Raw genomic sequence first — 18160 nt, forward strand, 5'->3', positions numbered from 1 at the left:
GTTTTGATATTCGAGGTAAATATATTACTTTTATGCCAATTATGGAAATTTAAAAGCAACAATTTATGAGGACGATTCCGGCTTCCGAATTGATTATCAACGACGACGGTTCGATTTTTCACCTTCACCTGCGTCCCGACCAGCTGGCCGACACGGTGATTCTGGTCGGCGACCCCGGTCGTGTGGCCCTCGTGGCGGAGCATTTCGACACGCGGGAGTGCGAGGTCTCGAACCGCGAGTTCCGGACCGTGACGGGCAGCTACCGCGGCAAACGCATGACCGTGCTCTCGACGGGCATCGGCATCGGCAACATCGATATCTGCGTCACGGAGCTCGACGCACTGGTCAACGTGGACTTCGCCACGCGGCAGGAGAAGGCCGAAAAACGGCAGCTGACGCTCGTGCGGTTGGGGACCTCGGGGGCCATCCAGCCCGACATCCGCGTCGGGGAGTTCGTCTTCTCGCGCACGTCGTGCGGCTTCGACGGCCTGTTGAGCTACTACAAGGGCCGCGACAGGGTCTGCGACCTGGCGCTGGAAGAGGCCTTTGTCCGCCATACGGGATGGTACGAGAAGATGCCGCGCCCCTACTTCGTGAATGCCGACGCACGTCTTTTCGAACACTTCCGCGACGTGACGCGCGAGGGGATCACCATCGCCGCTCCGGGCTTCTACGCTCCGCAGGGCCGCTGGGTACGCCTCGAACCCCACGACGTGCACCTGAACGAGAAGATCGAGTCGTTCGATTTCGAAGGCCGCCGCATCACGAACTTCGAGATGGAGGGCTCGGCGCTGGCCGGGCTGGCGGCGCTGATGGGCCACCGTGCCGCGACGATCTGCACGATCATCGCCCAGCGCATCGCCCACGAGGCCAACACCGACTATAAACCCCACGTGAAGCGGATGATCGCCACGGCGCTCGACAAGCTGGCGACGCTGGACTGACCTTTGAATCCCGCTTCGGAAGCCGGGAAACCCTCCTTCCGGAGAGAAACATGAACAAGAACATTATATATAAATTACACAAGCAACTATGAAATTTTCCGTATCAAGTTCGGCGCTGCTGTCGCTTCTGGCGACGACCGGCAAGGTGATCAGTAATAAAAACACGCTGCCCATTCTGGATTACTTCCTCATGGAGCTCAACGGCAATACCCTGAAAGTTACGACGTCGGACCTCGAAACGACGCTCGTCGGCCAGATCGACGTCGAGAGCGTCGAGAGCGAGGGTACGATCGCCGCTCCGGCCAAACTGATGCTCGACTCGTTGAAGGAGTTCCCGGAGCTTCCGCTGACGATCGACGTCAACGACAAGAACTGGGAGATCCGGATCAACTGGAAGAGCGGCTCGCTCTCGATTCCCGGGGCGAGTGCCGTGAGCTACCCGGCCGTGCCGCAGTTGAGCGCCGAGCGCAAGGAACTCCGGATGGATGTCGACACGCTGGTGAACGGCATCAACAAGACGATCTTCGCCACGGCGGACGACGAGCTGCGCCCCGTGATGAACGGCATCTACATCAACCTGGCGCCCGGAGCGCTGACATTCGTCGGCACGGACGCCCACAAACTGGTGAAGTACGAATCGGAGAGCGAGAACGAGGTTGCGGCGTCGTTCATCCTGCCGAAGAAGCCGGCGAACCTGCTCAAATCGGTGCTGCTGAAAGAGGACGACGCGATCGAGATGGCTTTCGACTCGAAAAACGCGCTCTTCAAGCTCAAAAGCCATACGCTGGTGTGCCGCCTGATCGAGGGCAACTACCCGAACTACAACGCCGTCATCCCGGCGAACAATCCCAACAAGGTGCTCGTGGACCGCATCGAGCTGGTGAACGGCATCAAGCGCGTGGCGGTCTGCTCGAACCCCACGACGAACCTCATCCGCATGGACATCGCCGACAACCGGATCAACCTCACGGCACAGGACATCGACTTCTCGGTGTCGGCCAACGAGACGATCTCGTGCAGCTATGACGGGCAGCCCATCTCGATCGGCTTCAAGTCGACGTTCCTGGTGGAGATTCTCTCGAACATGGACACACCGACGGTGGTGATCGAACTGGCCGACTCGACGCGCGCCGGGGTCTTCAAGCCGGTTTGCGATGACAAGCAGACGAGCTCGACGCTGATGCTGCTCATGCCGATGATGATCAACGCATAAGGGTTCGCGACATGAAGCTGAACCTCAAACGCCCGATCGTCTTCTTCGACCTGGAAACCACGGGAGTCGATACGGCACGGGACCGGATCGTGGAGATCTCGATGATCAAGGTGATGCCCGACGGCGAGGAGATCACGAAGACGCGGCGGCTCAATCCGGGTATGCCCATCCCGGCGGAGGCGACGGCCGTGCACGGCATCACGGACGACGACGTGAAGGATTGCCCGACGTTCGCGCAGGTGGCCAAGTCGCTCGAACAGTTCATCCGGGGGTGCGATTTCGGAGGGTTCAATTCGAACCGCTTCGACCTTCCGGTGCTGGTCGAGGAGTTTCTGCGTGCGGGCGTGGATGTGGACCTCAAACGCCGGAAGTTCGTGGACGTGCAGAACATCTTCCACAAGAAGGAGCAGCGCACGCTGGTGGCGGCCTACAAGTTCTACTGCGACAAGGATCTCGACGACGCACACTCGGCGGCGGCCGACACGCGTGCGACCTACGAGGTGCTGCAAGCGCAGCTGGACCGCTACGGCGACCTGGAAAACGACGTTGACAAGCTGGCCGAATTTTCGAGCCGCGGCGAAACGGCCGACTACGCCGGACGAATCCTCTACAACGAAAAGGGGGAGGAGGTCTTCGGCTTCGGCAAGTACAAGGGGCGCTCCGTGGCGGAGATCTTCCGCATCGAGCCGAGCTACTACGCATGGATGATGAACGGCGACTTCCCGCTCTACACGAAGCGGGTGATCACCGAAATCCGGATGCGGGACAAAATGCAGAAATAGACAGCGATGAAACGACTCTGTGCCACTCTCCTGACGCTTGTGTGGGGACTTTCGGCTCTTGCGGGCGGGAAGTCCGGGACGATCGTCTACATCAACGGTGCCAAATACTACATCCACACGGTCCGCACGGGCGAGACGCTTTACGGTCTTTCGAAGACCTACGGTGTGGGTGAGCAGGTCATTGTGGAGAACAATCCGTCGATCGCCCGTGGGCTGAAAGCCGACGAGAACATCCGGATTCCGTTCGTGGCCGAGGCTCCGGAGCTCAAATCGGACCGGAAGCTGCGCAAGACGTTCGATTTCCACTACGTGGCGAAGGGCGAGACGCTCTATGCCATTTCGCGTCAGTACGAGATCCCGGTGAAGACGCTGCTGGATGACAACCCGAACCTCGACCCGCTGCACATGCGCCTCGGGGAGCGGATCCTGATCCGGAAGAAGCAGATCGGCTCGGAGGACGAGGCGGGGACGCAGCAGCAGTGGGAGGAGTACAGGCAGTCGCTGAACAGTGTGGCCGATGCCGGGACGTCGTACCATATCGTACGCCCGGGCGAGACGTTCTATTCGCTCTCGCGCCGCTTCGGCATTACGGAGGAGGAGTTGAGCCGGCTCAACAAGGGTCTGCAACCCGCGGATCTGAAAGCCGGAGCGATGATCGTGGTGCCAGGAGGACGGGAGACACAGCCGGAGGTGGCTGCGGCCGACAGCCTGCCGGGCGTGCATCCGGAATCCCGGGAGACGAAGCAGGTTGAGTTCCGGTCCCTGCGGCGCAGCGAGACGCTCGACATCGCGGTTCTGCTGCCGCTGGCCGTCAACGGACAGCCGAACGACAACTATCTGGATTTCTATCAGGGCTTTCTGCTGGGCCTGGACAGCGTGAAACGCACGTCGGGGATCTCGGTGAACGTGAATCTCTACAACACGGCCCGCGATACGGCCCGGATCCGGGAGATCGTTGCGGACGAGGCGTTCCGGCAGTCGGATCTGGTTGTGGGTCCGGTCTACGAGGAGGGGCTCGGCGAGGTGGTACGCTTTGCCGAGGAGCGGGGGATCCCGGTGGTCTCTCCGCTGGCGAATATCGAACGGACGAACAGCGACGTGCTGTTCCAGCTGGCCCCGGACCCGGCCCGGAAGTATGAGAAGGTGGAGGATCTGGTGGGCGACGGCAAGCGCGTGACGCTGATCTGTACGGCGACCACGGACAAGGAGTTCGAACGGGAGATCCTCGCGTTGCTGGGCGACCGCAGCTATACGCGCTACACGTATAAATATGAGCATCCGTCGTCGCGGGGTGCGAACAGCCCGAGCGACCTGACGCCGTTGCTGGAAAACGATGCGGAGAATGTCTTCGTGATCCTGTCGGACAACGAGGTGGACGTGGACCGCATTCTGGCGGCGCTGGCCTCGGCCGACACGAGCATCACGTCGCGCGGACGCACGGCGCCGCGCTTCACGGTGCTGGGCAACGCCCGCTGGAACCGTTACAACAACCTCGACCGGGCGATCTTCTTCAAGGACCGCGTGGTCTTCATCTCGACCTACCACGCCAAACGGGATTCGGAGCGGGTGAAGGCTTTTGACAGCGCCTACCTGCGGTCGTTCGGGATTTTGCCGACGCTCTTCTCCTACCGGGGTTACGACACGGCGATGATCTTTGCTCCGGCGATGTACGGCGATATCGAGTACGACCTCGAAGACCGCCGTTTCACGCCGTTGCAGACCACCTATCTGTTCAGCCGACCCGAGGGGCGCGCGAACCACGTGAACCACAACTGGACGCGGGTGAACTACCACAAGGATTTCACGATAACGATCGAATAATCATGGCATCACTGACGAATACGATTCCCGAAAAGACGATCGAACGGTTGAGCGAATACCGGCGGACGCTGCTTTCGTGCCACCGTCAGGGCATCACGCACGTCTTCTCGCACGTGCTGGCGGGCATCCACGGCATCACGGCCGTGCAGGTGCGCCGCGACCTGATGCTGATCGGGTTTTCGAGCGACACGAAGAAGGGCTACGACGTGCAGGTGCTCATCGAGTACATCAGCAACATTCTCGACAGTCCCTCGCCGATGAACATTGCGGTGCTGGGCATGGGCCACCTGGGTCAGGCCATCACGAAATATTTCAACGGCAAGGGGCTGAAACTGAAAATCACGGCGGCCTTCGACGTCGACCCGGAGAAGGTGGGCAAGACGATCGACGGGATTCCGTGCTACCACATGGATACGTTCGAGGCGGTGGTCGAGGACAAGGATATTTCGATCGTGATCGTCTCGTCGCCGACGAAGGTGGCTCCGACGCTCGTGCTTCCGATCATCAACGCCGGAATCAAGGGGGTGCTGAACTTCACCTCCACACCGTTGAACTTCCCGCAGGGAATCGTCGTGGAGAACTACGACATCACGACGCTGCTGGAAAAGGTGGCCTATTTCGTCAAGGAGAACGACAACAACGCCAATTCGTGACATTGCGGGAGGGAGTGCAGATGCAAGGGACGAACGAGTTCTGCGGCCGCCGTGCCGAAGCGATGCAGCCAAGCGGGTACGCCGCGCGGAGGAGATAAGAGCCAGGCGGTGATGAATTGGAGACGATATGTTGCGCGTGCCATGAAGGTATTCCAGGGATTCGAGGATCTTCCGCATTTTATTCGTCCGGCGGTTACGGTCGGGTCGTTCGACGGCGTGCACCGGGGACACCGGGCGCTGATCGGCCGGCTCGTCGCCGAGGCGCGGGCCGTCGGCGGGGAGAGTGTCGTGCTGACCTTCGAACCGCACCCGCGCATCACGCTGGGCCGGGCCGAAGGGTTGCGGCTGCTGACGACCTTTGAGGAGAAGGTCGCCCTGCTGGCGGAGCTGGGCGTGGACAACGTGATCGTGATCCCGTTCGACCGGGCGTTCAGCGCCCTTTCGGGCCGGGAGTTCGTCGAACGCTGCCTGATCGGCCGCGTGGGCGCCGAGACACTGGTCGCGGGCTACAACCACCGCTTCGGACACGACGGCGTGGCGTGCGATGCCCCGGAAGTGGCGTCGCGGCTGCGGGTCGTGCGCGTGGGGCCGTGCACGGTCGATGGCGTACGGGTCAGCTCGACGGTGATCCGCCGCCTGCTGGAAGCGGGCGACCGGGCCACGGCCGAACACCTCGCAGGGCATCCCTTGTCGGATTCTCGATTCGTCCCGGAGCCTTCCGGACAGGCCGGAGAGGGGTCGGAGGGGAGCAAGGGATGCGGAGCGTGTCAAACAGAGTCTTGAAAAATCAATAAAAACCGAATAATTATGGTAAGCCACGACTGTAAGATCCGGGTCTGGTACAAGCATACCGACCAGATGGCGATCTGCCACCACTCGAATTATATCTGCTACTACGAAGCGGCGCGGAGCGAGCTGCTGCGCGAGCTGGGCATGTCGTTCGCGGAGGTCGAACGGCGGGGGATCATGATGCCGATCCTTGAGGTGCAGTCGAAGTACCGAAAGCCGGCCTATTTCGACGAGTTGCTGACGGTGCGGATCATCTTGAAGGAGATCCCCTCGACGCGGATCAACTTCTTCTACGAGATCTACAACGAGAAGGGGGAACTGATCAATACGGGGATGACGCAGTTAGGGTTCATCCACAGCGATACGCGGCGTCCGTGCCGCTGCCCGGAGTGGTTCCTGGACCTGCTGCGGAGCCGCTGGACGGAGGAGCCGGCCGAGTGACGCCCGGTCCCGGAGCGCGGAAAGAGAGACAACGGCCCGGTCCAGACGGCAAAGAGACATCCCGGCCGAGTAAGGGTCCGGAACCGGACCGCGGAGAACGGCTACGGCCTGCCCGGAGATGAAAAAGAGACGCCCCGGTTATCGGGGCGTCTCTTCGTTTATGCGCCTGCGAAGGGCCCGTGCACCCGTGCGGGCTGCCGGGTCGCCGCACGGCTACTTCTCGATGAGCGAGATCGAGCGCTGGATGAAATCCGTGAGGTTCTTGCCCTTCAACATGCCGTTGGTCAGGAGCGCCAGGTCGATGATCTGCTTGACGAGCCTGTTCTCGCCGCCGATCTGGCGCAGGCGCTCGTTGCGCTCGTCGCGCAGCGTGACGACCTTCTTCGACAACTCCTCGCGCATGGATTTCTCCTCGGGCGTGAGGTCGGCCTCCTTCTTCTCCTTCGTAACCTCCTCGAAGCGCTTCTCCTCGGCCACCGCGGCGTCGATCTTCTTGGTCATGGTCTTCAACTTGTCGCCGTAGGCCTTCTCGACGTCGGCAAGAATGTCGATGACGATGGGGTGGTTGCCGTTCACCGCGATGGTGAAGTTGTCGGGCATCTGGCCGTAGAACTGGCTCATGCCTCCGCCGCCCATCTGGGCCATCTCCTTCATGCGGCGCATGAACTCGTTCTGCGTGATGACCACCGGGGCCTCGTCGGGCGACATGGCTTCGAACGAGATGTTGTAGTGGATCTTCTCATCCTTGGGCATCTGGCTCTCGAAGACCGGCATGAGCAGCTCCTGCTGGGCCTCGGTGAGCGACATCTTGATGCTGTCCTCCTTCTGGATCAACTTGTCGATCACGTCGCTGTCGACGCGCACGAAGCGCACGTCCTTGTTCTTCGACTCATACCAGTTGATGTAGTGGCTGTCGAGCTGTCCGTCCATGACGAGCACGTCGTAGCCCTTGGCCTTGGCGGCTTCGAGCGAGGTGTACTTCTCGACGGGATCATCCACATAGAGGAAGACGACGGTCTTGTTCTTGTCGGTCTGGTTCTCCCGGACCTTCCCGGTGTACTCCTTCGGGGTGAAGTACTTGCCTTCGACGTTCTTCCAGAGCATGAAGTCCGAGGCCTTTTCGGCAAACTTCTCGTCGGTGAGGATGCCGTACTGGATGAAGATTTTCAGGTTGTCCCACTTCGACTCGTAGTCGGGGCGCATCGTGTTGAAGAGCTCCTGCAAACGGTCCGCGACCTTGCGGGTGATGTAGTTCGAGATCTTCTTGACGTTGGCATCGCTTTGGAGATAGCTGCGCGAGACGTTCAGCGGGATGTCCGGCGAGTCGATCACGCCGTGGAGCAGCGTCAGGTACTCGGGGACGATGCCCTCGACCTGATCCGTGACGTAGACCTGGTTGCAGTAGAGCTGGATCTTGTTGCGCTGGATTTCGAAGTTGTTGTGGATCTTCGGGAAGTAGAGGATGCCGGTCAGGTGGAACGGGTAGTCGATGTTCAGATGGATCGAGAAGAGGGGTTCGTCGCTCAACGGGTATAGTTCGCGGTAGAACTCCTTGTACTGCTCCTCGGTGATCTCCGACGGCTTGCGGGTCCACAACGGGTCGACGTCGTTGATGACGTTGTCCTTATCGGTATCGACGTACTTGCCGTCCTTCCACTCCTTGACCTTTCCGAAGGCGATGGGCACGGGGAGGAAGCGGCAGTACTTTTTCAGCAGCTCCGAGACCTTCGACTCCTCGGCATACTCCTTGGTATCCTCGGCGAGGTGGAGCACGACGGTCGAGCCGCGGTCATGGGCCTCGTCGGTCTCCTCCATTTCGAACTCGGGGGTTCCGCTGCAACTCCAATGCACGGTCTTTGCGCCCTCCTGCCACGAACGGGTGAAGATCTCGACCCGGTCGGCAACCATGAAGGCCGAGTAGAATCCCAGTCCGAAGTGCCCGATGATGGCCTGGTCCTTGTATTTCTCCATGAACTCCTCGGCTCCGGAGAAGGCGATCTGGTTGATATACTTGTCGAGCTCCTCGGCGGTCATACCGATTCCGCGGTCGGTGACGGTGAGCGTGCGGGCCGCAGGGTCTACGGCGACATGGATCGTCAGGTCGCCCAACTCGCCCTTCATCACGCCCTTCGCCGAGAGGGTTTTCAGTTTCTGGGTGGCATCCACGGCGTTGGAGATCAGCTCGCGGAGAAAAATCTCATGGTCCGAATAGAGGAATTTCTTGATGACAGGGAAGATGTTCTCTGTCGTAACCCCGATTTTACCGTTTTTCATAGTTCAAGTGTATTTTGTTTTGCTATTTTTCTGCCCCGGAGATCAACAAACGGTGTGCCAGCCCTGTTTTTCTGCCAGATTGTCAGTCGCAACTGACAGCGCCTGCCTTCTTCGGGTCGGAAGCGGCGCCGGGACGGATGCGGATCGGCTTCTTCCGGGCCTTCGGGATCTCGATCCGGGGAAAGCGGACCTCGGATTTGCCGTCCTGCCGAATTTTGCGTATCTTCGCGGAAAGCTGATTAATGATAAAGAGTATGGATTTTCTCGCACTGGCCAAACGGCGCTACGCGTGCCGTCAATACAGCGACCGGAAGGTCGAACCCGAAAAGTTGGAACGGATCCTCGAAGCGGGGCGTGTGGCCCCGACGGGGGCGAACCGCCAGCCGCAACGGCTCGTGGTCGTGCAGTCGAAGGAGGGAATGGAGCGCCTGGCGCGCTGCACGCGGGATTTCGGCGCTCCGCTGGCGATCATCGTCTGCGCCGACACCGACGAGGTGTGGACCCGGAAATACGACGGCAAGAAGATCGGCGACATCGACGCCTCGATCGTGACGGACCACATGATGCTCTGCGCGGCGTCGCTGGGGTTAGATACGCTGTGGATCTGCATGTTCAAACCGGAGGCGGTGCGTGCGGAGTTCCGCCTGCCGGACCACGTCGAGCCGGTAAACATCCTGCTCATCGGCTACGGCTCCGGGGAGCCCTCGTCGCCTGACCGGCACGACACGCTCCGCAAAGCGCTCTCCGCGACCGTTTTCGAGGAGACGTTTTAAAGCGAAGCGGGAGGTCCGGTCCGGATCTCCCGCTTCGCTTTATATGAATCGCAACATCCGACTTTCAATCAGCCTGTTGCGCACCATCCATACACCTCCCGGTTATGAACGGACGTAGAGCCGATATTTCGCGCTCCACGACTCGCCGGGCGCCACCGACCGGAATCCTTCGGCCTCGGGATCGGCGGCATTCGGGGCGTTGGTCACCCACGACTGCGGTTCGGGACAGCAGTAGGGCACCTGCCCGCCGTTGTTCCAGATCGTCCAGTAGAGGGTCTGTCCGTCCACCTCGTAGAAGACCCGCACGCCGGTGCGGCGATTCTCGACCACAGCCCCGCGATAGGGCTTGCCGTCGACCTCGATCTCGCGCAGCGTGAAACCTGCTTCGATGGGATCGCATCCCGTGACGCGGAGTCCTTCGCCGCGCAGTTTCGCAAACTGCTCCGTCAGCGGCAACTTCCTGCCGGTCGGAAGATTGCGACCATTCAATTCAACCTGTTCTCCAACCGCCGCACGCAGCACGTAATCGTCCGCCACGCCGCCCGCAAACGGAATCCGCAGCGGGGTGTGGAATCCCACGCCGATCGGCATGCGCTGCCGGCTGCGGTTCGTGAAGACCACCTCCTGCTCCAAACCCTCGGCCGTCAGCCGGTAGACGATCTTGCACTTGAACTCGTGCGGGAAGTCGCGGAAAATGGCGTCGCTGCCCGCATTGGCGTAGTAGCGGCACTCGACCAGCACCTCGTCGTCCGTCTCCACGGCCTTCGAGACCTGGAAGGGCTGGCTTTTGAGGATGCCGTGGTGGTAGTTGCGCTCCTTTTCGATCGTAATCGGGTACCGGTAGGTCCGCCCCTCGAACGTGTAACGTCCGTCGGCGATGCGGTTGGGCGGGAAGAGGATCGGCAGCCCGAAGATCTGCGGCCGCCGGAGGAACGTCTCGATCTCCTCCGCCGCGGGGGTGTGCAGCACCTCGACGCCGCGCTGCGTGTCGGCCAGCCGGATGAGGTTGGCGCCCATCGCGGGAATCAGCAGCGCCGCATAGTCCCCTTTGGAAAACTCCACGGCCCGCAGGCCGCAGTAGTCCACGCTCCGGAGCATTGCTTACAGGAGTTTTTCGATCTTTGCTTTCAGCGCATCCTTCGAGCAGGCGCCGACCTGCTTGTCGACCTGCTGTCCGCCTTTGAGGAAGACGATCGTCGGGATGTTCCGCACGCCGAACTTCATCGTGATGTCGTCGTTCGTCTCGACGTCGCACTTGCCGATGACCACGCGGCCTTCGTACTCGGCGGCCAGTTCGTCGATGATGGGGGCGATCATGCGGCAGGGTCCGCACCACTCGGCCCAGAAGTCGATCACTACGGGCTGATCGCCTGCGATCAGCGTTTCAAAATTTTCGTTGTTGATTGCCAGTGCCATTTTTCTGTGTTTTTGAGTTGTTATTGTAAATCGTCGTTATGCAATGGAATAGTGTATTTCGTTGTCATCCAGATAGTCGACCAGTTCGGGCGAGAGCGATATCTTGTGGCTCTTCGAGAAGAGGCTCAACGAGACCTGCGCCTTGCGGTCGACGAGGTTCACGCGCAGCAGCGTGTTTCCCTTCGACCGGCGGACGCGTTCCGAGAGCTCGCGGATCAGCGTTTCGGTCAGCTCCTCGATGGGCAGCAGGATGTTCATCTCGCGGATCATCGTGTCGCGCAGCTCCTGCAACTGGACCATCGAGACGATTTTGAATTCGAGCTCCTTGTCGTTGTAGGGTTTGGGCTGCACCTTTCCGCGGACGAAAAGGAAGTAGTCGGCGAAGAGGTACTTGCGGAAGTTCTCATAATCCTTGCCAAAGAGGGCAAATTCGTGAGCTCCGTTGTAATCTTCGAGTTTGAAACGCCCCCAGGGCTTCCCGGTCTTGGTCATGAGGTTCTGCACGCCGACGACCATGCCGGCCACGGCAATCTCCTGACCCTTCAATGCTTCGAGGTTTTCGAGCTCCGAGAGCTGGGTCTTGCACATGTGGTCGATGATGATCTTGTAGTCGTCGAGCGGGTGTGCCGAGAGGTAGAGTCCGACCATTTCGCGCTCTTTGGTGAGTTTTTCGAGCTGGCTCCAATCGGCGCAGGCCGGGATCACCGGACGCTGGATGTCGACGTGCCCGCCCCCGCCGAAGAGGCTCTGCTGGGCATTGTTCTGCTCGTTCTGGTAACGCTGCCCGTAGCGCATGAGCTGTTCGAGGAAGGTGGCGCCGCTCGCGTCGCGGGAGTCCACGCCGAAATACTTGCAGCGTGCGAAGTCGGAGATCGAGTCGAAAGCTCCGGCGTAGGCGAGATTTTCGAGACATTTGCGGTTGACGAGCGAGTAGTTCACGCGCTCGACGAAGTCGTAGATATCCTTGAACGGGCCGTTGGCCTTGCGTTCGGCGATGATGCTCTCGACGGCGGCGGCCCCGACGCCCTTCACGGCGGCCAGACCGAAGCGCACGTCACCCGAGAGGTTGGCCGAGAAGGCCTGCATCGACTCGTTGATGTCGGGACCCAGCACACTGATTCCCATGCGCTTGCACTCGTTCATGTAGAGTGTCAGCTGCTCGATGTTCGTGAGGTTTCGGCTCAACACCGCGGCCATGTACTCCGAGGGGTAGTTGGCTTTGAGGTAGGCGGTCTGGTAGGCGACCCACGAGTAGCACGTGGCGTGCGACTTGTTGAAGGCGTAGGAGGCGAACTTCTCCCAGTCGGCCCAGATCTTTTCCAGCACCTCGGGTTTGTGTCCGTTCTTCCTGCCGCCCTCGATGAACTTGGGTTTCAGGTGGTCCAGCTTGTCTTTGAGCTTCTTGCCCATGGCCTTGCGCAGCGTGTCGGACTCGCCGCGGGTGAAGTTGGCCAGCAGGCGCGACAGCAGCATGACCTGCTCCTGGTAGACCGTGATTCCGTAAGTATCTTTGAGATACTTCTCCATGATCGGAATGTCGTACACGATGGGGCTTCGGCCGTGCTTGCGGGCGATGAAGTCCGGGATGTAGTCCATCGGGCCGGGGCGGTAGAGGGCGTTCATCGCGATGAGGTCCTCGAAGGTCGAGGGTTGCAGCTCGCGGAGGTACTTCTGCATGCCGGCGGACTCGAACTGGAACGTCCCGACGGTGCGGCCCTCGCTGTACAGCTTGTAGGTCGCGGGGTCGTTGATGATCGAGAAGTCGTCGATGTCGATCTTCACGCCCTTCGTCTGGCGGATGTTCTCCACGGCATCCTTGATGATCGAGAGGGTCTTCAACCCGAGGAAGTCCATCTTGATCAGCCCCGTATCCTCGATCACCGAACCTTCGTACTGCGTGACGAGCATCTTCTCGCCGGTCTCCTTGTCGTCGGCCGTCGAGACGGGGACCCAGTCGGTGATGTCGTCGCGGCAGATGATCGTGCCGCAGGCGTGCACGCCCGTATTGCGGACGTTTCCTTCGAGCATCTTGGCATAGCGGATCGTGTCGCGCAGCACGGGGTTGTCCGACTGCTCGGCGGCTTTCAGTTCGGGGACCAGTTCGATGGCCTGGCCGAGGCTCTTCACGGCCTTGCCGTCGGGGGTCTTGTCGGGGACGAGTTTGCAGAGGCGGTCCGACTCCGAGAGGACGAGTTTCTGCACGCGGGCCACATCCTTGATCGACAGTTTGGTGGCCATCGTGCCGTAGGTGATGATATGGGCGACCTTCTCCTTGCCGTACTTCTGGGTGACCCAGTTCAGGACGCGGCCGCGGCCGTCGTCGTCGAAGTCGACGTCGATATCCGGCAGCGAGATGCGGTCGGGATTGAGGAAACGCTCGAACAGCAGGTCGTAGGCGATGGGGTCGATCTGCGTGATGCCGAGGCAGTAGGCCACGGCCGATCCGGCCGCCGAACCACGCCCCGGGCCCACCGAGACGTCCAGCTCCTCGCGGGCCGCGCGGATGAAGTCCTGCACGATGAGGAAGTAGCCCGGGAAGCCCATCGTCTTCATGATGTGCAGCTCGAAGCGCAGCCGCTCCTCCTGCTCCTCGGTCAGCTGCTCGCCGTAGCGGCGGTGGGCGCCCTCCATGGTGAGCTTGGCGAGGTAGTCGGCCTCGAACTTGATGCGGTATAGCTTGTCGTAACCGCCGAGTTTCTCGATCTTCTTGCGCCCCTCCTCCTCGGACATGACGACGTTGCCGTTTTCGTCGCGCGTGAATTCGTCGTAGAGGTCCTGCTCCGTAAACCGTTTCCGATACTCCTCTTCGGTACCGAACTCCCGGGGGATCTCGAAGTTGGGCATGATCGGGGCATGGTCGATCGAGTAGGTTTCGACCTGGTTGCAGATGTCGACGGTCGTGGCCATCGCCTCGGGGTCCGACTCACCGAAGATCGACGCCATTTCGGCGGTGGTTTTGAGCCACTCCTGCTTGGAGTAGAGCATGCGCTTCGGGTCGTCGAGGTCCTTGCCCGTCGAGAGGCAGATCAGACGGTCGTGGGCTTCGGCATTGTCCTCGTCGACGAAGTGCACGTCGTTCGTGCAGACCATCCGCACGTTGTATTTTGCGGCCAGTTCCCGCAGGTGCTTGTTGACGTGCAGCTGCATGGGGTAGGCCTCGTGGTTGGCGCGCTCGACGGTGGCCTTGTGCAGCTGCAATTCGAGGTAGTAGTCCTCACCGAAGAGCGCCTTGTGCCAGCGGATGGACTCCTCGGCCTTTTCGAGGTCGTTGGCCGTGATGGCGCGGGGCACCTCGCCGGCCAGACAGGCCGAGCAGCAGATCAGCCCCTCGTGATACTTCTCGATCTCGGTGCGGTCCGTACGCGGGCGCATGTAGAAACCCTCGGTCCAGGCCTTCGAGACGATCTTGATCAGGTTGTGGTATCCTTTGAGGTTCTTGGCCAGCAGGATCAGGTGGTAACCGCTCTGGTCGGGCTTTCCCTCCTTGTCGTAGAGCGACCGGCGCGCGACATAGACCTCGCAGCCGATGATGGGCTTGAAGGCCATTTTCCTGCGGAGTTCTTCCAGCTCCTTTTCGCAGCGGGCGATTTCGGCTTCGGGGTCGGCGGCAGTCTCGGATCCGTCGCGCAGGGCGGCGATGCGGGCCTCGCACGCGGCGGCCTTCTCCTTGAATTTTCCCTTGATCTTCTTGACGTAGTTGTAAAACTCCTTGATTCCGAACATATTGCCGTGATCGGTCACGGCAATGCCGGGCTGTCCGTCGGCAATGGCCTTGTCGACGAGTTTGGGGATGCTGGCCTGACCGTCGAGAATCGAGTATTGCGTATGTACGTGAAGGTGTACGAATTGGGACATTTCGCGGGAAATTTAGCGATGTAAAGATAGCGATATTTATGCAGAAAATACGGCCGGATTCTTGTATTTTATCAACAAAATGCTTAACTTTAAATACCGAACCAAAACCGAACGAGTTATGCAAGACGACACATTGGTTGTATTGGCGGAGTACAACACCGTAACGGAGGCCGAGATCGCCAAGTCGATGCTCGACAGCGCCGGAATCTGGTCGACGATCCGCAACGAATACATGTCGGCCATCTATCCGATCGGCACGATGCCCGCCCAGGTGGTCGTCCGGGCGGACGAACTGGAAAAGGCCCGCACGCTGCTGCAACACAGATAGTGTGAAGGAGGGAAGGGCTGCAATCCGGACATGGAGACCGAAGGCCCCGGGTGCGGGGGAGGGAAACAAACCCGCAACCGGGCCGTCGGATTGGTGTCCGCCCTTTGAGAATCCGTCTGTCGGAGCGACGGACCGATACGAAGAGGCGAAAAGGCTTCACCCGTGCTGGTGAAGCCTTTTTCCATGCCGGCAATGCGTCCGGAGCATCCTGCCGGGCAGGCGATTCTCCGATCGGCCGCCCCGACCGCCGGGATCAATGGGACTCGTTGATGAAATTGCCCCGGAACGTGTAGGCCGTGCGTTGCGGCACGCCGTCGACCTTGCGGGGCGTCCACTTGCCCTCGCTGCGCCGGATGGCCCGGATGACCCGTTTCGTCAGCCGGTCATCGGGCGAACGGAGCACCTCGTCGATCGTTACCCGGCCGTCGGCCTCGACATAAAATCGGATATAAACCCGGCCGCCGGTCGTCGGGAAGCGGTCGGAACGATACCCCGTGCGGTCAGTCACCCAGTAGAAAAAATTCTCGCCCGGGATTTCTCCCATGAAGAGCAGCGGATCGGGATTCACCTGCTGTTCGATGCGTTGCCGCGGCACCCGGAACCGAAGCCGCTGCACATAGTTTACAGCACGGCCGTCGGCGCGGTGTGCGGGGCTCCACCGCCCGGTCATCCGGTCGAGGGCCTTCTCCACCACCTGCCGCGTCAGCGGCGTGGCGGGTTCCAGATCCTGCCGATAGGCCCCTTCGCAGGTATTGTCCAGGAAGCGCCACCCCACAAAATTGCCGAGGGTGTCGATCCGCAGGGCGACCGCCACCTCTTCCGAGAGCGAATCCGCGGGGATACGTTCCTCGACAGCCACATCCTCGACCGTGGCCGCCAGTCGGGTCACGTAGACCTTGACGACGGCTCCGTCATAACGCGGAGGTTCTACCGGCTGTTGCGCAGATACCCCCCCCCAAGAAAAAAACCGAGCAGTACGGTTGTTGACAAGATTTTGTTTTTCATTGTTTTGAGGTATTTTATTTAAAGCAATTCTTCGCCATTCCAGATACGCCACGAAGCCTCGGCCTGTTCGACGAACATCACATGCCCGTTCAGGATGCGGGCACCGCGCTGACGCCCGTAATCGAGGAACTGCGTCACCTCCGGATTGTAGACCAGATCCAGCAGGTAGTGCTCCGGCGTGACGTAGGCATAGGGAATCGTCGGCGCCTGCGTGACGTTGGGGTAGGTCCCCACGGGCGAGGCGTTGACGATCAGCCGGCTCTGTTCCACCACCTCGCACGGCAGGTTGGCATAGGTGTAGTTGCCTTTGGCGGGGTCGCGCGAGACCAGCGCAAAGGGAATGCCGCGCTCGGCCAGCGCATACTGCACGGCCTGCGAAGCCCCTCCGGTCCCGAGGATCAGCGCCTGCTCCGGTTCGGCAAGCCCCAGCAGCTCGCTCAACGCCTCGCGCAGGCCGATGATGTCCGTATTGAAGCCTTCCAGACGTCCGTCCGGCGTGCGGCGGATGCAGTTCACGGCGCCGATGGCCTGCGCTTCGGGCGACACGGAGTCCAGATAGGCCATCACCTCGCGTTTATAGGGGATCGTAACGTTCAGCCCGCAAAGGTCCGGATGCTGCTCCAGCAATCCGGTCAGCGCCCCGATCCCCGGAAGTTCATAAAGTGCATAAACACAATCGCTTATCCCCTCTTTCGAAAACTTCTCCGTGAAGTAGGACGCCGAGGCCGAATGGCCCAGCGGACGGCCGATCAATCCGAACCTTCTCATCGTTCAATTCTCTTTTTTCCGGGATGCGATAAAATGGGCCAGGGTTTCGATGCCGTAGATGGTCAGGAATCCCACCACGCAGAGGATTACGGCTTCGGCCAGCAGGGCCGGTTTGTCGTAGAGTGTCTCGAAGGTTCCCGGCAGGATGTTGCTCTCGACCAGCGGCTGGACCTTTCCGTGGCTGTCGACGTAGGTTTCGACGACCTCCTTCCAGGGCCAGACCTTATTGAGCGAACCGACCATGAAACCCATCAGCAGGGCGACCGTCAGGTCGTGGCGGTGTTTGAGGAGCCACGACAGCAGGTGCGAGAAGGAGATGATGCCGATCGCCACCCCCACGACAAAGATCGCCATGACGGGGATGTTCAGATCCACGACGGCCTGCATGATGTACTGATACTTGCCCAGGAGCAGCAGGATGAAGGCTCCGGAGATGCCCGGGAGGATCATGGCGCAGATGGCGATGGCGCCCGACAGCATGACGAACCACCAGTCGTTGGGGGTTTCGGCCGGGGTTGCGATGGTGATCCACCAGGCGACTGCGGCTCCGACCGCAAAGGAGAGCAGGGTTTTCCAGTTCCAGTGTCCGACCTGCCGGGCGACGAGGACCGCCGAAGCGATGATCAGCCCGAAGAAGAACGACCAGATGGCGATCGGATGGTTCGTGAGCAGGTAGGTCATCAGCCGGGCCAGCGAGAAGATGGCGATGGCGATTCCGGCCAGGACGGACAGGAGGAATCGGCCGTTGATGTGGCGCCAGAAGTCGGCGAAGCGTCCTTTGAGGAGGAGTTTGAGCGCCGTGGCGTCGACGCTGCGGATCGAGTCGAGGAGTTCCTCGTAGATACCCGAGATGAAGGCGATCGTACCGCCCGAGACGCCGGGGACCACGTCGGCCATTCCCATGGCGCAGCCTTTCAGGGCAAGGAGGATGTAGCGGGAAGCGTTCATGTGTTTGTCAACGTTTGTTCGGCGGCCTGCCGGGATCGGGTCGGGTCGCCGGGGGACAAAGATACGAAAATATACGGAAAAATCGGGCATGCGGATAACTTTTTCCGCACTCCCTGCCGGTCAATAAAAAGACTCTCCGGCACAACTGCC

Annotated in this window: 16 protein-coding genes; 9 read left to right on the forward strand and 7 right to left on the reverse strand. The window is 60.6% G+C overall.

Going from position 1 to position 18160, the window contains the following annotated elements; all coding sequences use genetic code 11:
* Positions 1 to 65: 65 nt before the first annotated feature.
* The 7 genes from B5G16_RS05425 to B5G16_RS05455 all read left to right on the forward strand — a co-directional run bounded on the left by B5G16_RS05425 (position 66) and on the right by B5G16_RS05455 (position 6643).
* Positions 66 to 944, forward strand: coding sequence for a nucleoside phosphorylase (locus B5G16_RS05425; RefSeq protein WP_087261997.1), 879 nt, complete (start codon positions 66 to 68; stop codon positions 942 to 944).
* An 88-nt stretch (positions 945 to 1032) separates the two neighbouring features.
* A complete protein-coding gene (gene dnaN, locus B5G16_RS05430) occupies positions 1033 to 2157 on the forward strand; it encodes a DNA polymerase III subunit beta (protein ID WP_087261999.1) in 1125 nt (374 codons plus the stop codon).
* Positions 2158 to 2168: 11 nt separating this feature from the next.
* The gene (locus tag B5G16_RS05435) at positions 2169 to 2939 is read left to right on the forward strand and encodes a 3'-5' exonuclease (protein WP_087262001.1); all 771 of its coding nucleotides are present in this window, start codon (positions 2169 to 2171) and stop codon (positions 2937 to 2939) included.
* A gap of 6 nt (positions 2940 to 2945) precedes the next feature.
* Positions 2946 to 4760 carry a LysM peptidoglycan-binding domain-containing protein gene (locus tag B5G16_RS05440; RefSeq protein ID WP_087262003.1) on the forward strand — a complete coding sequence of 605 codons (1815 nt, stop codon included), beginning with the start codon at positions 2946 to 2948 and terminating at the stop codon, positions 4758 to 4760.
* 2 nt (positions 4761 to 4762) lie between these two features.
* Positions 4763 to 5413 carry a redox-sensing transcriptional repressor Rex gene (locus B5G16_RS05445; RefSeq protein WP_087262005.1) on the forward strand — a complete coding sequence of 217 codons (651 nt, stop codon included), beginning with the start codon at positions 4763 to 4765 and terminating at the stop codon, positions 5411 to 5413.
* 111 nt (positions 5414 to 5524) lie between these two features.
* On the forward strand, positions 5525 to 6196 hold the full coding sequence (locus B5G16_RS05450; protein WP_239405981.1) for an FAD synthase: 672 nt from the start codon (positions 5525 to 5527) through the stop codon (positions 6194 to 6196).
* Positions 6197 to 6220: 24 nt separating this feature from the next.
* Complete coding sequence (locus tag B5G16_RS05455; RefSeq protein ID WP_087262009.1) at positions 6221 to 6643, forward strand: acyl-CoA thioesterase; 423 nt, start codon at positions 6221 to 6223, stop codon at positions 6641 to 6643.
* A 213-nt stretch (positions 6644 to 6856) separates the two neighbouring features.
* On the opposite strand, the gene htpG is transcribed toward B5G16_RS05455, so the two are convergent.
* Positions 6857 to 8917 (reverse strand): molecular chaperone HtpG, encoded by a 2061-nt coding sequence (gene htpG, locus B5G16_RS05460; protein WP_087262011.1) that lies wholly within the window; start codon positions 8915 to 8917, stop codon positions 6857 to 6859.
* Between the two features lie 254 nt (positions 8918 to 9171).
* Here htpG and B5G16_RS05465 point away from each other — a divergent pair, with 254 nt between their 5' ends.
* On the forward strand, positions 9172 to 9690 hold the full coding sequence (locus B5G16_RS05465) for a nitroreductase family protein (protein ID WP_087262013.1): 519 nt from the start codon (positions 9172 to 9174) through the stop codon (positions 9688 to 9690).
* A gap of 102 nt (positions 9691 to 9792) precedes the next feature.
* Here the strand turns inward: B5G16_RS05465 and B5G16_RS05470 are convergent, their stop codons facing one another.
* The 3 genes from B5G16_RS05470 to dnaE are packed head-to-tail and all read right to left on the reverse strand — an operon-like array spanning position 9793 to position 14961.
* Positions 9793 to 10788, reverse strand: a complete 996-nt coding sequence (locus B5G16_RS05470; protein ID WP_087262015.1) for an aldose 1-epimerase — start codon at positions 10786 to 10788, stop codon at positions 9793 to 9795.
* 3 nt (positions 10789 to 10791) lie between these two features.
* Positions 10792 to 11106 (reverse strand): thioredoxin, encoded by a 315-nt coding sequence (trxA, locus tag B5G16_RS05475; protein ID WP_087262017.1) that lies wholly within the window; start codon positions 11104 to 11106, stop codon positions 10792 to 10794.
* A gap of 36 nt (positions 11107 to 11142) precedes the next feature.
* Positions 11143 to 14961: a DNA polymerase III subunit alpha gene (dnaE, locus tag B5G16_RS05480; RefSeq protein WP_087262019.1), complete on the reverse strand. Its 3819-nt coding sequence runs from the start codon at positions 14959 to 14961 to the stop codon at positions 11143 to 11145.
* Between the two features lie 118 nt (positions 14962 to 15079).
* On the opposite strand from dnaE, the gene B5G16_RS05485 reads away from it, so the two are divergent.
* Positions 15080 to 15289: a putative signal transducing protein gene (locus B5G16_RS05485; protein ID WP_087262021.1), complete on the forward strand. Its 210-nt coding sequence runs from the start codon at positions 15080 to 15082 to the stop codon at positions 15287 to 15289.
* Between the two features lie 253 nt (positions 15290 to 15542).
* Here the strand turns inward: B5G16_RS05485 and B5G16_RS05490 are convergent, their stop codons facing one another.
* The 3 genes from B5G16_RS05490 to B5G16_RS05500 all read right to left on the reverse strand — a co-directional run bounded on the left by B5G16_RS05490 (position 15543) and on the right by B5G16_RS05500 (position 18010).
* A complete protein-coding gene (locus B5G16_RS05490) occupies positions 15543 to 16178 on the reverse strand; it encodes an energy transducer TonB (RefSeq protein ID WP_239405982.1) in 636 nt (211 codons plus the stop codon).
* 134 nt (positions 16179 to 16312) lie between these two features.
* Positions 16313 to 17062, reverse strand: coding sequence for a shikimate dehydrogenase family protein (locus B5G16_RS05495; RefSeq protein ID WP_087262023.1), 750 nt, complete (start codon positions 17060 to 17062; stop codon positions 16313 to 16315).
* Positions 17063 to 17065: 3 nt separating this feature from the next.
* Positions 17066 to 18010 carry a DUF368 domain-containing protein gene (locus tag B5G16_RS05500; RefSeq protein ID WP_087262026.1) on the reverse strand — a complete coding sequence of 315 codons (945 nt, stop codon included), beginning with the start codon at positions 18008 to 18010 and terminating at the stop codon, positions 17066 to 17068.
* Positions 18011 to 18160: the final 150 nt, after the last annotated feature.

It is taken from the genome of Alistipes sp. An66, from assembly GCF_002161445.1.
GTDB lineage: Bacteria > Bacteroidota > Bacteroidia > Bacteroidales > Rikenellaceae > Alistipes > Alistipes cottocaccae.

Coding starts and splice junctions, on each gene's coding strand:
- trxA (WP_087262017.1), bottom strand. CDS start 11,106: ATGGCACTGGCAATCAACAACGAAAATTTTGAAACGCTGATCGCAGGC.
- B5G16_RS05440 (WP_087262003.1), top strand. CDS start 2,946: ATGAAACGACTCTGTGCCACTCTCCTGACGCTTGTGTGGGGACTTTCG.
- B5G16_RS05445 (WP_087262005.1), top strand. CDS start 4,763: ATGGCATCACTGACGAATACGATTCCCGAAAAGACGATCGAACGGTTG.
- B5G16_RS05470 (WP_087262015.1), bottom strand. CDS start 10,788: ATGCTCCGGAGCGTGGACTACTGCGGCCTGCGGGCCGTGGAGTTTTCC.
- B5G16_RS05435 (WP_087262001.1), top strand. CDS start 2,169: ATGAAGCTGAACCTCAAACGCCCGATCGTCTTCTTCGACCTGGAAACC.
- dnaN (WP_087261999.1), top strand. CDS start 1,033: ATGAAATTTTCCGTATCAAGTTCGGCGCTGCTGTCGCTTCTGGCGACG.
- B5G16_RS05465 (WP_087262013.1), top strand. CDS start 9,172: ATGGATTTTCTCGCACTGGCCAAACGGCGCTACGCGTGCCGTCAATAC.
- B5G16_RS05485 (WP_087262021.1), top strand. CDS start 15,080: ATGCAAGACGACACATTGGTTGTATTGGCGGAGTACAACACCGTAACG.
- B5G16_RS05450 (WP_239405981.1), top strand. CDS start 5,525: ATGAATTGGAGACGATATGTTGCGCGTGCCATGAAGGTATTCCAGGGA.
- B5G16_RS05500 (WP_087262026.1), bottom strand. CDS start 18,010: ATGAACGCTTCCCGCTACATCCTCCTTGCCCTGAAAGGCTGCGCCATG.
- B5G16_RS05495 (WP_087262023.1), bottom strand. CDS start 17,062: ATGAGAAGGTTCGGATTGATCGGCCGTCCGCTGGGCCATTCGGCCTCG.
- B5G16_RS05425 (WP_087261997.1), top strand. CDS start 66: ATGAGGACGATTCCGGCTTCCGAATTGATTATCAACGACGACGGTTCG.
- B5G16_RS05455 (WP_087262009.1), top strand. CDS start 6,221: ATGGTAAGCCACGACTGTAAGATCCGGGTCTGGTACAAGCATACCGAC.
- dnaE (WP_087262019.1), bottom strand. CDS start 14,961: ATGTCCCAATTCGTACACCTTCACGTACATACGCAATACTCGATTCTC.
- htpG (WP_087262011.1), bottom strand. CDS start 8,917: ATGAAAAACGGTAAAATCGGGGTTACGACAGAGAACATCTTCCCTGTC.